The organism is Brevibacillus massiliensis (assembly GCF_000311785.1).
GTDB classification, from domain to species: domain Bacteria; phylum Bacillota; class Bacilli; order Brevibacillales; family Brevibacillaceae; genus Brevibacillus_C; species Brevibacillus_C massiliensis.
Genome location: NZ_HE978535.1, coordinates 637,278 through 651,652, shown reverse-complemented (window position 1 = coordinate 651,652; position 14,375 = coordinate 637,278). Strand labels below are relative to the sequence as shown.

The 14,375-nt window shown below is 51.0% G+C and carries 16 protein-coding genes; 14 read left to right on the top strand and 2 right to left on the bottom strand.

Going from position 1 to position 14,375, the window contains the following annotated elements:
- The first annotated feature begins 1 nt into the window (after position 1).
- Positions 2–946 (top strand): LLM class flavin-dependent oxidoreductase, encoded by a 945-nt coding sequence (locus tag HGBM_RS03220; protein ID WP_019119655.1) that lies wholly within the window; start codon positions 2–4, stop codon positions 944–946.
- Here HGBM_RS03220 and HGBM_RS03215 read toward each other — a convergent pair.
- The gene (locus tag HGBM_RS03215; RefSeq protein ID WP_026074176.1) at positions 876–1,325 is read right to left on the bottom strand and encodes a hypothetical protein; all 450 of its coding nucleotides are present in this window, start codon (positions 1,323–1,325) and stop codon (positions 876–878) included. The genes HGBM_RS03220 and HGBM_RS03215 overlap by 71 nt on opposite strands.
- A 229-nt stretch (positions 1,326–1,554) precedes the next feature.
- Here HGBM_RS03215 and HGBM_RS03210 point away from each other — a divergent pair, with 229 nt between their 5' ends.
- The 9 genes from HGBM_RS03210 to HGBM_RS26450 all read left to right on the top strand — a co-directional run bounded on the left by HGBM_RS03210 (position 1,555) and on the right by HGBM_RS26450 (position 9,707).
- Entirely contained in the window at positions 1,555–2,400 is an 846-nt protein-coding gene (locus HGBM_RS03210) for a MurR/RpiR family transcriptional regulator (RefSeq protein ID WP_019119653.1), read from the top strand.
- Between the two features lie 24 nt (positions 2,401–2,424).
- Positions 2,425–2,709, top strand: a complete 285-nt coding sequence (locus tag HGBM_RS31505) for a hypothetical protein (RefSeq protein ID WP_245552857.1) — start codon at positions 2,425–2,427, stop codon at positions 2,707–2,709.
- 101 nt (positions 2,710–2,810) lie between these two features.
- Positions 2,811–3,221, top strand: coding sequence for a hypothetical protein (locus tag HGBM_RS31500; protein ID WP_245552856.1), 411 nt, complete (start codon positions 2,811–2,813; stop codon positions 3,219–3,221).
- A 12-nt stretch (positions 3,222–3,233) separates the two neighbouring features.
- Positions 3,234–4,340 (top strand): o-succinylbenzoate synthase, encoded by a 1,107-nt coding sequence (gene menC / locus HGBM_RS03195; protein ID WP_019119652.1) that lies wholly within the window; start codon positions 3,234–3,236, stop codon positions 4,338–4,340.
- A 299-nt stretch (positions 4,341–4,639) separates the two neighbouring features.
- A complete protein-coding gene (locus HGBM_RS03190; protein ID WP_019119651.1) occupies positions 4,640–5,137 on the top strand; it encodes a hypothetical protein in 498 nt (165 codons plus the stop codon).
- Positions 5,138–5,397: 260 nt separating this feature from the next.
- Complete coding sequence (locus HGBM_RS30655) at positions 5,398–5,856, top strand: hypothetical protein (RefSeq protein WP_035286228.1); 459 nt, start codon at positions 5,398–5,400, stop codon at positions 5,854–5,856.
- Positions 5,756–6,928, top strand: coding sequence for a M20/M25/M40 family metallo-hydrolase (locus HGBM_RS26455; protein ID WP_081590058.1), 1,173 nt, complete (start codon positions 5,756–5,758; stop codon positions 6,926–6,928). Before HGBM_RS30655 ends, HGBM_RS26455 begins: the two co-directional genes overlap by 101 nt.
- A 191-nt stretch (positions 6,929–7,119) precedes the next feature.
- Positions 7,120–7,797, top strand: coding sequence for a response regulator transcription factor (locus HGBM_RS03175; RefSeq protein ID WP_019119649.1), 678 nt, complete (start codon positions 7,120–7,122; stop codon positions 7,795–7,797).
- The gene (locus HGBM_RS26450) at positions 7,794–9,707 is read left to right on the top strand and encodes a sensor histidine kinase (protein ID WP_245552854.1); all 1,914 of its coding nucleotides are present in this window, start codon (positions 7,794–7,796) and stop codon (positions 9,705–9,707) included. Before HGBM_RS03175 ends, HGBM_RS26450 begins: the two co-directional genes overlap by 4 nt.
- Here HGBM_RS26450 and HGBM_RS03165 read toward each other — a convergent pair.
- Complete coding sequence (locus HGBM_RS03165; RefSeq protein WP_019119648.1) at positions 9,679–10,125, bottom strand: hypothetical protein; 447 nt, start codon at positions 10,123–10,125, stop codon at positions 9,679–9,681. The genes HGBM_RS26450 and HGBM_RS03165 overlap by 29 nt on opposite strands.
- Positions 10,126–10,339: 214 nt before the next feature.
- Here HGBM_RS03165 and HGBM_RS03160 point away from each other — a divergent pair, with 214 nt between their 5' ends.
- From HGBM_RS03160 to HGBM_RS03145, 4 genes are read left to right on the top strand one after another with little or no spacing between them, the layout of a single operon-like run.
- Positions 10,340–11,011: a GDSL-type esterase/lipase family protein gene (locus HGBM_RS03160; protein WP_019119647.1), complete on the top strand. Its 672-nt coding sequence runs from the start codon at positions 10,340–10,342 to the stop codon at positions 11,009–11,011.
- Positions 11,012–11,059: 48 nt separating this feature from the next.
- The gene (locus HGBM_RS03155) at positions 11,060–12,466 is read left to right on the top strand and encodes an MBOAT family O-acyltransferase (protein WP_019119646.1); all 1,407 of its coding nucleotides are present in this window, start codon (positions 11,060–11,062) and stop codon (positions 12,464–12,466) included.
- Positions 12,467–12,514: 48 nt separating this feature from the next.
- Positions 12,515–13,654, top strand: a complete 1,140-nt coding sequence (locus tag HGBM_RS03150) for a DHHW family protein (RefSeq protein ID WP_026074174.1) — start codon at positions 12,515–12,517, stop codon at positions 13,652–13,654.
- A gap of 29 nt (positions 13,655–13,683) precedes the next feature.
- Positions 13,684–14,181 carry a DUF4358 domain-containing protein gene (locus HGBM_RS03145; protein WP_019119644.1) on the top strand — a complete coding sequence of 166 codons (498 nt, stop codon included), beginning with the start codon at positions 13,684–13,686 and terminating at the stop codon, positions 14,179–14,181.
- Positions 14,182–14,375: the final 194 nt, after the last annotated feature.

The window sequence follows — 14,375 nt, the reverse complement described above, 5'->3', positions numbered from 1 at the left end:
AATGACATCAATCAAGCTGGGCGTATTGGATCTTACCCCGATTTTTCAAAGCGTTACGGCGCAAACGGCCCTTCAGCAAGCCGTCATCCTGGCTCAAACGGCAGAAAGCTTGGGGTATACCCGGTACTGGGTCGCGGAACATCACGATATGCCGCAGTTAGCTTCTTCATGTCCGGAAGTGCTGCTCGCCCATATCGGCGCACAGACGAAGCAGATCAGAATCGGTTCCGGGGCCGTGCTGCTGCCGTACTACAAGCCGTACAAGGTGGCGGAAGCCTTCTCGCTGTTGGCCACGTTGTATCCGGGCCGCGTCGACTTGGGCATCGGCCGCGCTCCCGGCGGCTCGGCCCATGCGACACTCGCTTTGAGCGAACGGTATCTGGAACAGGTCCGGCAAATGCCCGCGCTCCTCAAAGACCTGACAGCGCTGTTGACCGGACAATTCCAGGTGGAAGGAGAGCTTGTGACGGCACGGCCGGTTCCCCCGATTCAGCCCGAATTGTGGCTGCTTGGCACCAACATGAAAAGCGCCGGGTACGCTGCCCAATACGGAACCGGCTATGTGTTTGGCCACTTCATGAGCGAACAGGACGGACTAGCGGTGTTAACGGCCTACCGGCGCCAATTTCAGAGCTCGGCTCTCAATCGGGAACCAAAGGCAATCGCAGCGGTCGGGGTGATCTGTGCCGAGACAACGGCGGAGGCAGAACGCCTGCTCGAAGACGCCCGGAGCTGGGCTCCTGCGCCGATGTCCAGCGGCGGTGCCGCAGACAAGCCGAACCAGAGCAGAAGGGTCATCGTCGGGAACCCCGAGCTGGTGAAACAGCAGCTTTCCGACTTGCAGTCCCGATACGGCACAGACGAATTTATCATCGTCACGACCATTCCTGACTATCAGAAGCGAATCCGCTCTTACGAATTGCTGGCGCAGGCTGTCCGCTCGTAGCATCCAGACATTTCATCCCGTCTGCTAGCGGCAGTCCCGGATCCCAAAAGGGGATGTCGATCGAAGTCAGGGACCGCACTGTCTCCAGAAGAAACCCCGTATACTTGAAGTGAAAGAGCAGCAGGATTTGAAAGGCAACAGACAGCGCCATCACGGCCGAGGCTCTCCGGCGGCCGCGGTATTGTTCGATTCGCCTGCCGACGATCCACCCGACCAAGACACTCAAGAGCAGGATCAGGACCCACAAAGGCTCGCCCCACGCATAAAACAGGCTCGAAAAGACCAGCAGCACGGAATTAGCTCTGCCCCGGACCGTCAAATAGATCAGCAAAAGCAGAGGAAGGAATCCGAAAAGAAACACAAAGCTCGAAAAAACCACTCCCGGCCACCTCACATCCACCCACTATACGCGATACATAGGATATATAGACAGGCAGGAAGTTATTTGCAAAAATACCCAGCTGCAAGCGTGTCCAAAAATGGTACTTTCTGGGGAAAAAATTCATTGTTTTTTTTCCAGAGTGATGATATTACTGGATCAAAGGTGTTGCTGCATTATTTTTAAAAAATGAAGGATAAACTTCTTCTTTCATGCTATGGAGATGGTTATGGACCACAAAACGTTTGAGCATCTGGTAAAAGAAAAGTATGACAGTCTGTCATCCGGACAGAAAAAAGTGGCGGAGTATTTGATTGCGCAGCTGGAGGAAGCGGCATTCAGCACAGCCGTCAAAATCGGCCGCAAAGTCGATGTCAGCGAAACCACGGTGATCCGGCTGTCGTATGCGCTCGGCTTCAGCGGTTTCTCGGAAATGCAGGAGAACATTCAAAAACAACTCCTCAAGAACAACAGCTATCCCCACGCGCCAAGCAGTCCAGAGAGCATGGCCGATATCGAAGAAGAAAGAAGCGAATACGCCAGGGCAGTAGAACATGACATCAATATCATGCGCCAGACCTTGCATCAGCTGGATATGCATGAAATCGGGAAAATAGCGGACGCGTTCATGCAGGCCGATCGAGTGCTGGTTGTCGGTTCGCGGGCATCTTACGCAGCGGCCTACTGGTTTTCCATCGCGCTTGGCACACTTCGTGAAAATGTAGAAGTAACCGCCCCTGCAGGCGATGTCTTTGAAAAGCTCTGCGACCTCACGGAGAAATCGGTCGTCTTCGCTATTTCATTCCCGCGCTACTCGAAGGAAACCCTGCATGTCGCCGAGGGAGCCAAAGAACAAGGAGTGACGTTAATTTCCGCTACGGACCGCATCCTCTCTCCGATCGGGCGGATATCCGATTACATTCTGACCACCGAAGACGCCAATTCCCTTGCGCCCGTGATGAGCTTGCTTTACGCGGTTGTCAGCGCAATCAATCTGAAGTACAAGGACAGGACCCGTGCCCGCCAGCAGCGCTTGGAACAGATGTACTCCAGGCACGAAGTATACGTCGAATAAGCACCAAGAAAGGGGGAGTGAACGTTGGAGAAACACTCGTTTACGATCAGATCCTTACACACGGCAGAAGAGCTCGGCATGGTCAGAGACCTGGAGTGTCTGGTATGGGCGTCGGACGATCCGGTGCCTGTCCACCAAACCATTACCGTCGTCAAACACGGCGGCATGGTGCTCGGGGCATTTGAGGGAGATCGCTTGATCGGATTTCAGTACAGCTTTGCCGGCTTCGACGGAAAAAAACCTACCTCTGTTCCCATGCGCTGGGGATTCACCCAGACTACCGGAAAAGCGGAATCGGGGAGCGGTTAAAACGGGCGCAGCGGGAGGAAGCCCTGCGAAAAGGCTACAACCTGATCATTTGGACCTATGACCCGCTGGAAACCGTCAACGGAAATCTAAACATCAGAAAATTGGGCGCTGTCTGCTCCAAGTACGTCGAGAACTGCTACGGCGACCGGTTCGAAGTCGAGTGGCGAATTCAGAGCGAGCACGTCCGGCAAAGGCTGCAGGGAGATCGAGACTGGCAGGAAGACATCGCCTCCATCCCGCAAGCGGTTCAACTGGCCGTCGATGAGCGCGGCTTTGCCGTTCCGCTGGACACCGATCTCAGCCTTGATCAGCCCAGCGGCAAACTGGCCGTGGCTGTACCGGCGGATTTTCAAAACGTGAAAGAGGCGGATATGGCATTGGCGCTGCGCTGGCGCCTGCAGACGCGCGCAGTGTTTTCCCACTATTTTACAAAGGGCTGGCAGGTCAGCCAATTTATCAAAAGCGAGGGAGCGGCGCCTGCCCATTATTATCTGCTCCAAAAAAGCGAGTAGGGGAGAGTTCGTATGGAAATCAAACACATCATTTTGCGCCACATGAAGATGGAGCTGCTGCAGCCATTCAAGACCAGCTTGGGGACGGAATACGATAAAGACTTTATCCTCGTGGAGGTAAAGTCGAAAGAGGGCATCTCCGGTTGGGCCGAGTCGGTGGCGGCGATCGATCCGCTTTACAAAGAGGAGACGGTGAAGACCAACTGGCACATCATGGAGGATTTTCTCATCCCGCTGCTGCTGCAAAAGCCTGTCCAGCACCCGGACGAAGTGTACGATCGTTTCCGTCATATCCGGGGAAATTACATGGCGAAGTCCGCATTGGAAGGTGCGATCTGGGATCTGTACGCAAAGCAGCAAGGCATTTCCCTGGCCAAGGTGCTGGGCGGCACCAAGGAGAAGATCGATGTCGGCATCAGCCTGGGCATCCAGGAGTCGGTCAAGGATCTGCTCCATCTGATCGAAGATTCACTTGTCAAAGGATATAAGCGCATCAAGGTGAAAATTCAGCCTGGCTGGGATGTGGAGGTCATTCGGGAAATTCGCAGGCACTACCCGTCAATCCCCTTGATGGCCGATGCCAACAGTGCCTATACCCTCAGGGATATCGATCGGCTGGCTCAATTGGACGAATTTTCCCTGATGATGATCGAGCAGCCGCTTTCCCATGACGATATCATCGACCATGCCGAGCTGCAGAAGAAATTGACTACGCCAATCTGTCTGGACGAGAGCATCCACTCGGCGGAAGACGTGCGAAAAGCGATTCAGCTGGGGAGCTGCAGAGTGATCAACATAAAAATCGGGCGTGTCGGCGGGTTGTCGGAGGCAAGGCGGATTCATGATTTGTGCCGGGCCCACGCTATCCCCGTCTGGTGCGGCGGCATGCTGGAAGCGGGAGTAGGCCGCGCCCACAATATCGCCATCACCACCTTGCCGGGCTTCCTGCTGCCAGGCGATACAGCCGCTTCTTCGCGGTACTGGCGGGAAGACATCATCGATCCCGAGGTGACGGTCGAAAACGGCGTGATTACAGTTCCCACGCGGCCCGGCATCGGATATGAACCGAATCGTGAACGCATCGAAGAGAGGACCTTGTACAGCAAATTATTTGCATAACCACGAGTCATCCGTTTAGATCAGAATGCGCTCCGGGTGCCCCTTGGCCGGGTACGGGAGCGCATTTTTGCCGGCTGCAATCAGGCGTTCTTCAGGAGATCCGCAGAATGCATCGCCAAAATAGCCGGTTCACTAGATCGATTTCGGTCGGGTGTAGAACCAGCAGGGGGAGAATAGCCAGGAAGGACCAATAACCGATCGTCGCTTTACGTGGAACAAACGATGATCGGTATGTTACAATCCCTGTAGAATCAGTATTTTGAATACTAGCTTTAACAGGGAAAGGAATTTGTTGTTTGATGAAAATCACTTTAGGAATCGTTGGCCCTGAAGACCTGGTACAGCGAGTTCAAGAGCAGGTACGGTCTACCAGTCCGGTCCTCATCGAAATCAAACCCTTTCACACCCATTTATTTGAAGAGATCAAACAGATTGCAAAGGAACTGGCCGAATCTTGCGACATTTTGCTTTTTACCGGACCGGGCGCCTATGAACTCTACAAGGCAGAAGAGGCGAAATTGAACCTGGAAGTGCCGCCAGTTTCGGTCTACGTTCGGTACGACGGGTCAGCACTCTATCGAATCCTGTATGAATTGGCGATGGAGAGCGGAGGAGATACCTCTCGATTTACCCCTTTTGCAATCGATCGATTGCCTCCGGATGAAATTGACGAATCACTGCGAGAGGTAAAGCTGCAGGACGAAAAAGTGATCGTCATCAATGAGATTACGTCCTCTTCCACATATGATTGGAGCGATATCCACGAACAGCATTTTCTTGCGGGTCACAGCAAATAAGCCATTACGTGTTTGACAAGCGTAGCCAATGAACTGGCACGTCGCTCTGTCCCGGTTAAAAGAGTGGTTCCGACATACTCGTCCATTCAGGCTGCACTGCAGGTCGTCTATGCCAAAGTTGAAAATTTGCTGCAAAGCCAATCTCAAATAGCGGTCATTCTTCTTAAGTGGCGGCTGCCTGACAGGCGTCCCAAAAACCGCTTTAGCGCTTACAGAGCGAACCTAAAGCTGCAAGAGAGCATCATCGATTTCTGCGAGTCATGGGAAGCTTCCCTTATCTTTTCAACAGACAACCAGGCTGTCATTTATACAACGATGTCTGTGGTCAAAAAAATCACCAACAATTTCCGTTTTTTTCTCTCATTCAATCCCTCTGGGAGCAGACGCACAACAAGATCTTTGCAGGAATCGGCATCGGCATCGATACGCTGAAGGCAGAATACAACGCTGAGCAGGCGATTCAGTTTACCGATGCGAAAGCCAATCCATGTGCATATGTGATGTTTACGGATGGTCAGCTTTTGGGGCCATTGCTTCAGTCTGATCGTATGCCGCTCAAGTTTTCAACCAGTGCCGATCACCCGGCTCTCCTGAAACTATCTGAGCAAACCAATCTGAGTGCAGTTACCCTCACTCGGCTTCTGTCCTTACAAAGCCATCATCCGAAGGCCGGTGCTTGCCAGGGGGGTAGGGGAGGAACAGTCTCCGGAACCGCTTGAAAAGTGGCTTTCTGATCCCTTTGAGCCGACGATCCGTGAAGGCAGGATATATGGTCGAGGGGCGGGGGATAACAAGGGACAGTTTGTGGCACACCTCTTGGCGATCCGGACATACTTGGACGTGTATGGCAGTCTGCCAATCAATGTAAAATTTATCATTGAGGGAGAAGAAGAGATAGGCAGCCTCAACCTTCCGACCTTTGTGAAAGAGCACAAGGATATGCTCAAAGCGGATCTCGTTTATACAGCAGATGGATCTTCCCATGAAAGCGGAGCACAATCGCTGCTGCTTGGCGTAAGAGGATTGCTTTACCTGGAGATGACCGCCAAAAAAGCCGAATGGGACAATCATTCGGGGAATAAGGGCAACATCGTCCCCAATCCTGTCTGGAAGCTGATCGATCTGCTGGGCACGATGCGAAACGAAAAGGGAGAAATTTTAATAGAGGGCTTCCATGACAGAATTCGGCAGCCCTCTGAACGAGACAGAAAGCTGATGAGAGAGATTCCCTTCGACTTGCATGAAGTAAGAGAAAAAATCGGCTATCCCGGTTTAAACATGGACGGTGAAACGTATCAGCGAAAACTGATGTTTGAGCCTACGTTCAACATTAGCGGGATTTACAGCGGGTATACGGGAGAAGGTGTAAAAACCATTATTCCTTCTACAGCTACTGTAAAAATCGATATTCGCCTGGTGCCTGATCAGGACCCCGACGACATTTACGACTGCATCAGCCGCCATGTTAAAAAGCATGATCCCGACATTGTGCTGAGCAAACCGCTTTACGCCGTGCCGCCTTCGCGAACAGCGTCCGACCTGGATTGTGTGCGGGTGGTGGCAGAAGCGGTAGCGGCTTCAACCGGAAGAAAACCGATCATTCAGCCGAGTCTCGGGGGCAGTTTACCCGATTATATCTGGACAAAGCTGTTGGGATTGCCGTCCATCAACGCTCCCTATGCCAATTTTGATCAGGGGAACCATTCCCCCAATGAAAACATCAAGCTGGAGAACTTTTTTACGGGCATCAAGAGTACATGTTATGTGATTCACACATTGTCACAGTTATAAAGGCATGTCTACATCCCGTTTTTTCCGATGCGAAGCAGAGGAAGAGCGGGTTTTTTGATCTCATCTGCATCTTATCTTTATCTGGGCTTGGTACAATGGAGACGGCTCCCAGTATCCTGTCTTTCCCTTTGAACGCTGTTCGTTCACGTGATAGGATGCAAATAATGAAAAACGACTATAGGAGATCAGCTATGCAAAAAACCATCTTGATTGTAGAAGATGAAGACATTTTGCGCGAAATTATCAAAGATTACCTCCTAAACGAAGGATATGAGGTGCTTGAAGCAAGCGACGGGAAGGAAGCTTTGTCGCTTTTTCATCAATACGAAGTGCATTTGATCATTCTTGATATCATGCTGCCGCAATTGGACGGCTGGTCGGTTTGCCAGCGAATTCGCAAGACCTCCAATGTCCCGATCATCATACTGACGGCCCGGTCGGATGAAGACGACACCTTGCTCGGCTTTGAGCTGGGGGCCGACGACTACATCACCAAACCGTACAGCCCGCCGATTTTGCTGGCAAGGGCGAAACGGCTGCTGGAGAGCCGTTATATCCGGGAGCCGGCACATGACACGTTATCCGGCGGCGGCATTGTACTGCATATTCCTTCCCGGACCGTCACGATTGATGGTAACCAGGTCAATTTGACGCATACCGAATTTGAAATCTTGGCGTATTTGATGAAAAACAAAGGAATGATCATCACCAGAGAGCAATTGATCACCAAAATCTGGGGCTATGACTTCGTGGGCGATGACCGCACGGTAAACAGTCACATTCGCAACCTGCGCCAAAAGCTGGGGGACAAATCAGCGCGTATCGTCACCGTTGTTCGCTCAGGCTATAAATTTGAGGATCAGCTATGAAAACGCGCATCGTATTCAAGCTGTTTCTCTTCACGACCGCATTATGCATGTTCCTTCTTGCGATTATTTTTACTGGACAAACCGTATTCTTCAAACAATTTTATGTGCATAAAAAGGTGGGGGATGTGGAGGCAGCCCTGCAATCCTATCAACAGGACTACCTGAAACATGCCGGCGACGTGCAGGCCGTGTCAAGTCTCGAACAGGATTTTTATCAAAAACATAACACCTGGATCACGGAATTGGACGCCAGGGGCAATTTGAAGGATACCGCCGATTTTTACATAGAGGTCAAGTTGGACCGCTCTGACAACACCCCGGCTCCCTCCAACAAAACGATTGCCATCCCGCTGTACAGTGTCATGAATGTAGAGGACTTTCGCCAAGACAATCCGTTCCTCACGACCTGGATAAAGGAGGGGGAGCGGATCGCGATTGAAGGCTTACTCATGCAGAATCAGCTGGTTGCGCAGCGGATGGGAAGGAGCGTAGCCAATCTGAGAGAGGAAGGCCATCTGGAAAATCGTCAGATGGTGAACAAAGAGTATGAAGTTGTCCTCAGGTTTGAGAATCCGGCAAAATATCATGAAAAGTATCCCTCTGTTCTTGTCACCGGAACGATTACGAAAGTCCAGACACCGGAAGGCGCCGGTGTGGCACGCTATACGAACCATCTATTTCTGGATCGGGTCAAGGCCTTTCAAGCGGATCTTTTGTACGGGGACTACAATCGCAGTGCGAATGCGAGTCAGATCTTGGATTTTGAAGAAAACCATGTGAACTACAAAATATTCGTGGACCGCATCGAAGAGCCGAACGGGAATCCCGCATACATCTTCGCGATGACATCGCTGCAGCCGGTGAATGAAGCTGCGGAAGTGATGCAGGATTACTATGTGTACATCGTCATCGCCACACTGCTGCTCGTTCTCTTGGCCTCGTTTTATTATTCCCGACGGATTGCCCGGCCGCTGCTGCGCATCAACCGTACGACGCAAAAAATGGCCGGCTTGGACTTTTCCGAAAAAATTCCGATCACGACCAAAGACGAGATCGGCGACTTGTCCCGCAACATCAACGAGCTTTCCGATCGGCTGCATTCCCATATCTCCAGGCTGGAGCGAGACATCGAGAAGGAAAAGCAGCTGGAGAATACGCGGAAAGAATTTATTGCCGGCGTATCCCATGAGTTGAAGACGCCGCTCAGCGTGATCAAAAGCTGTATTTCGATCTTGAAAGACGGGGTCGCGGGCCATAAAAAAGAGTATTATTTTGCCGCGATGGAACAAGAAGTGAACCAGATGGACCTCTTGATCGTCGATATGCTTGAGCTGGCAAAATACGAGTCCGGCACCTATAAGCTGAAGGTGGATTCGTTTTATATCGATACGGTCATTGAGAGAATCTGCGAAAAGCTGGCCTTGGAGATGGCGAACAAGCAATTGCGTCTGCATACCCGGCTGGCCGCCGTCGAAGTAGCGGCCAATCAGCATCGGATTGAACAGGTCATCTCCAATTTTGTTGCCAATGCGATTCGTTACTCGCCGGAAAAGGAATCCATCTTCATTTCCACGATCGATGAAGGAGAGTCTGTCAAGGTGTGCGTGGAAAATACCGGCGTTCATATCCAAGCAGAACATCTGGAAAAAATCTGGGAACGTTTTTTATCGCGGAGAACCCTCCCGCAAGCGTTCGACAGGGGGCACCGGACTGGGTTTGGCAATTGCCAAAAAGATTCTGGATTTGCACCAGGCAGCGTACGGCGTCTCCAATACGGAAGCGGGCGTTTTGTTCTTCTTCTCCTTGCCGAAAAAAGTGTAGAGCTGCGGTTCTTCACTTTTTTCATTTTCCTGATCAAACAGGCTGGACCCGAAGCCGCCGCTATTTTTTTATCTCGAAGGAGGCTTTGATGTTTTCGATGTCGTCAAACATAGTAAAATATTCCTGCTTCTTTGCCTCATCGTCTGGAATGTACTGCACATCTGTCGGCGTACTGAACGAAAAAATTTTGTCTTCCGATTCTCCGATCTTGGCGATGTGAATGATCTTTGACAGTTCTTCGCCATCCTCCCTCCATTTTTCCTTCGTCCACATTCTGATCTGAAACAGCACGCCCCCGGGTTGATTTGCTGTACTGGAGAAGGTAATCGCGCTTTCCGCTTCATCTACTTCATACTTTCCCTCCCAGCTTGCAGGAAGCTGCAGCGTGAAGTGATGGCTCGTGTTTTCGTATCGGATGCTTTGGGAATCATCACCGCCGGGCATGCACGCTTGCAGGAAGCAAAGCGACAGGAAGGCCAAACAGAATCCAAGGAAGCGATGCTTCATGGTTCATTCACTCCTTTGAGAGTCGACTGATGGTGTTACGATCCTGATGTTTTGACGAGACGAACAAGCAGATCGTTTTCTTTAATTCAATTCAATCCGGTCTGCATCTTATATTTATCTGCCCCCCTTACACTATCTCCTGTGAGAGACAAGTTCTGAAAAAAGGAGGAATGTAAGCAAGCATCATGATCACACAAAAGAAAGGAAGAGTACCATGCCAAAAAAAATGTCTTCGATCCTGTGTACAGGGATCATCGCACTAGCCTTGGCAGCTTGCGGAGCGCCAGAGAGCGGGAAAGAAGCTGCCGCTGGGGCGAATGAAAGCGGATCTGCATCCACAGAGCGAGTGGACGTGTCCTATGCATCTTTGTTCCAAAAGAGTGTTTTTCTGGGTGATTCGCTTATAGAAGGACTTTCCTATCACGATGTACTGGATGAAGCGAATGTGATCGGGAATGCAGGGGCAACGGCTGAATTTGCCCAAGACGAAGTGGACAATCTGGCAAGCAGACACCCTGATCACGTCTTTATCCTGTTGGGTGGAAACGACCTGTACATGCCGGTAGACAATCCGAAAGAATACTTTTTGACCCAGTATGCGAAGCTGATCGGCAAAATAAAGGGGAAGCTGCCGAATGTGAAAATCCGCGTTTTGTCGCTGACACCGGTGACCGCAGAAGCCGAGCGGGAAGAACCGCGTTATCAAAACATCGGCGAGTTTAACGCAGGGCTGAAGGAGCTGGCGGCAAAGGAACAGGTCGAATTTATCGATTTGACTCCGATCTTTACGAACAATCCTGATCTGTTCGATACGGATGGCGTACACTTTAAGGCGGAATTTTACCCGCTTTTGCTGGACGATTTGAAAGATTACCTGAAAAAATGATGGTTCCTTTTTCTCCGGCAAAACTGGCCCTGGGGAGGTGACCTGACGTTGGTTTTCAGCAGTCTCATCTTTCTCTTTTTGTTTTTGCCCTTCACGATTGCAGGATACTATCTGTCGCCGAAAGGCCTTCGAAACGCTGTCCTGCTGCTGGCAAGCCTGGTGTTTTACGCCTGGGGAGAGCCCGTGTACATTCTCCTCATGATCTTTTCCACTGTATTTGACTATGCCAATGGTCTCTTGATCGCGAAGTATCGAAGACGCAAGGCCGTTGCCAGAGCCGTCTTGATCAACTCCCTTGCGGTAAGTATCGGGATCCTTGGCTTTTTCAAATACGCCGGATTTGTCGTGGAGAATCTCAACAGCCTGTTTCACCTGCACATGCAGGCGCCGCAGCTTCCACTTCCGGTGGGGATCTCCTTTTACACGTTTCAAACGATGTCTTATATCGTGGATGTGTATCTGGACAAGGTGCCGGTGCAAAAAAATATCATCTCGTTTGGGGCCTATGTCACGATGTTCCCGCAGCTTGTCGCCGGACCGATCGTCAAATACGGCGATATTGCGAGGCAATTGGCGCAAAGAAATGTGACGCTGGACCGGTTTGGCGAAGGAGCGGAACTATTCATCAGGGGACTGGCGAAAAAAGTGCTGCTCGCCAATCAAATCGGTCTCTTGTGGACGAATGTAAAGGCGACGCCGCTGGCAGACTTGACTGTGCTCTCGGCATGGCTGGGCATCATCGCGTTTACCTTCCAGATCTATTTTGACTTCAGCGGGTATTCGGACATGGCCCGCGGACTGGGGAAAATGTTTGGCTTTGATTTTATGAGAAACTTCGATTATCCCTATCAATCCAAAAGCATTACGGAGTTTTGGCGCAGGTGGCACATCTCGCTCGGCTCCTGGTTTCGCGAATACATCTATATTCCGCTTGGCGGCAACCGCAGAGGCCTCGGACTACAGCTCCGAAATCTGCTCGTGGTATGGTTTTTAACCGGTTTATGGCACGGGGCAAGCTGGAACTTCGTCGTCTGGGATCTCTATTTCGGCTTTTTTGTCACGCTCGAAAAGCTGTTCCTGCTGAAATGGCTGCATGCGAGAGCTGCCATCATCGGACATGCGTACACGCTCTTTATCGTGATCGTAGGGTGGGTATGGTTTGAATGCGAAAGTCTCTCCCAGGCGACGGGATTCATCACAGCGATGTTTGGCCTCGGGACGCACGAGTTTGTCGACAGCCAGGCACGCTATTACCTGTCAACGAATCTCCTGTTGTTGATCGTGCTCGTCATATGCTCCACCCCGATTCCTGCCAAAGCCTTGTCATACCTGAGAGAAAAGCTGAGACTGGCAGGTGTCCTCGCGGTTCCGGCGGTCCATATCGGTCTCGTGCTGCTCTCCACGGCTTATCTGGTCAATGATACGTACAATCCTTTTTTATACTTCAGATTCTAATTGCGGGGGGCAGGCAGGGCCTTCATTCGCCTGAAGGAGGTGGTTTTCCTGAATCGGTATGACAAATGGTATAAATACGTGATGGCAATCTCCCTCTGCCTGTTTATCGGGGGGATGTCCGCACTTGGCATCCTCACGCCAACGAAGGCGTTTTCCGAATCGGAGAATCGGACGTTGGAACAGCTGCCGGCTTTCTCTCTGGAAAAGTTGCTCCGCGGCAGATTTCCTTCCGTATTTGAAAGGTACATGTCTGACCAGTTTGCGTTCAGAGACTTTTGGATCGGTCTCAAATCGGATGTCGACCGGGCGATCGGAAAGAAGGAAAATCACGATGTCTATTTGGGGAAGGATGGTTATCTCATTCAAAAATGGATTCGTCCCGAAGACGCAGAGGTGGAAAAGAAGGTAGATGCGCTCAATTTCTTTGATCGAGCTAACCCAGATCTGCCGAAATACTTGATGCTGGTGCCGACAGCGGTGAGCGTTCTGGAGGAGAAACTGCCTGACGATGTCTCGGGTGAAGAGCAGCTTCATTACCTGGACATGGTTCGGAAAAAGCTGAATCAGGACATCCGCTATGTGGACACATATCCGGCGCTGTATGCAAACAGGTCGGCGAATATCTTCTATAAAACAGACCACCATTGGACGACAAAAGGCGCTTATCTCGCCTACCGGGTGCTGGCCGGGCAGATGGGGTTTGCCCCGAAAGAGGAGGCGGAGTATCGTATCGAACAGGTGACCGATGAATTTTACGGTTCGCTCTATTCCCGAAGCGGATTTCGGCACCTGCAGCCGGACAGCATTGCACTATATGAACCGAAGGACGGCGAAGCTTGTCACGTAGAGTACGTTGATGAACAGAAAAGCGCAGACTCTCTTTACGAAAGGGAGAATCTCAAGAAAAAAGATAAATATACGGTTTTCTTGAATGTCAATCACGCTTTGATCAAAATCGCCACTCGTCATCCGGAAGGAAAAAAACTGTTGGTGGTAAAAGATTCGTATGCCAACTGCTTTCTCCCTTTTTTGACAGCGCATTTTGGCGAAATCTACGTCGTCGACCTGAGATATTGCGAGGACGATCTGGGCGCATTCGTCAAAGCCAACCACATCGATGAGATGCTGATTCTCTACAACGCCAATACTTTTTTTGCAGATCCGTCCATTCAAAGCCTGTCTGAATAGGGTGAATACGATGCGGGGAGTGGAACCAAATGTGGAAGAACAGGCATGGTATCCATCGTACATTATGGTTGGCGTTCATCGCGTTTGCCCTCATGTCCGCAGCTGTCGCGGGATGTTCCGGCAAAGCAGAGGAGGCGGGGAACGCCACTGTCACAGAGGTGGGCGAAAAGATCAGCCAAGCGGTCCATCTGGATGAACTGAAACGAGGGGACAGGGACAAACTGCAAAAGCTGTATCACATAAGTGCAGATGAAGTGGAGGACTTTATTCTCTATCTCGCTCCCACCAATGTGAAAGCGGATGAAGTGCTCGTCGTGAAAGTAAAGGACGCGAATCAGGTGGAGGAGATAATCGAAAGCATATTGAACCGGGTAGACGCACAAGCGAAAAAGTTTAAAGACTACCTTCCGGATGAATATGCTTTCATCGAACATCACGTGGTCAAAACAAATGGGAACTTCATTCTGTTTGCCGTATCACCGGAAGCTGACCAGATCGAGACAGCATTTGTCGAAGCGCTGAAGTAACACAGCGGCCGAAACTTCTTTCCTGGCCGCAACCTGTAAAGAGTCTGCTTTTCTCCGGCGACCTTGTCAAGCAGATGCCGACCCGGCTTAAAAATCAGGATCGCTGCTGCCTGTGACGATGTACGAGGAGAAACAAAATGGCCGCCCAAAACAAACATGACGTTTTGGTCGGCCATCCGTTGGATGCACGGCAT

Bases quoted from the DNA above. Each gene is read 5' to 3' on its own strand.
- HGBM_RS03220 (WP_019119655.1), top strand. From the start codon at position 2: ATGACATCAATCAAGCTGGGCGTATTGGATCTTACCCCGATTTTTCAA.
- HGBM_RS03210 (WP_019119653.1), top strand. From the start codon at position 1,555: ATGGACCACAAAACGTTTGAGCATCTGGTAAAAGAAAAGTATGACAGT.
- menC (WP_019119652.1), top strand. From the start codon at position 3,234: ATGGAAATCAAACACATCATTTTGCGCCACATGAAGATGGAGCTGCTG.
- HGBM_RS03190 (WP_019119651.1), top strand. From the start codon at position 4,640: ATGAAAATCACTTTAGGAATCGTTGGCCCTGAAGACCTGGTACAGCGA.
- HGBM_RS30655 (WP_035286228.1), top strand. From the start codon at position 5,398: ATGGGAAGCTTCCCTTATCTTTTCAACAGACAACCAGGCTGTCATTTA.
- HGBM_RS03175 (WP_019119649.1), top strand. From the start codon at position 7,120: ATGCAAAAAACCATCTTGATTGTAGAAGATGAAGACATTTTGCGCGAA.
- HGBM_RS26450 (WP_245552854.1), top strand. From the start codon at position 7,794: ATGAAAACGCGCATCGTATTCAAGCTGTTTCTCTTCACGACCGCATTA.
- HGBM_RS03165 (WP_019119648.1), bottom strand. From the start codon at position 10,125: ATGAAGCATCGCTTCCTTGGATTCTGTTTGGCCTTCCTGTCGCTTTGC.
- HGBM_RS03160 (WP_019119647.1), top strand. From the start codon at position 10,340: ATGCCAAAAAAAATGTCTTCGATCCTGTGTACAGGGATCATCGCACTA.
- HGBM_RS03145 (WP_019119644.1), top strand. From the start codon at position 13,684: ATGTGGAAGAACAGGCATGGTATCCATCGTACATTATGGTTGGCGTTC.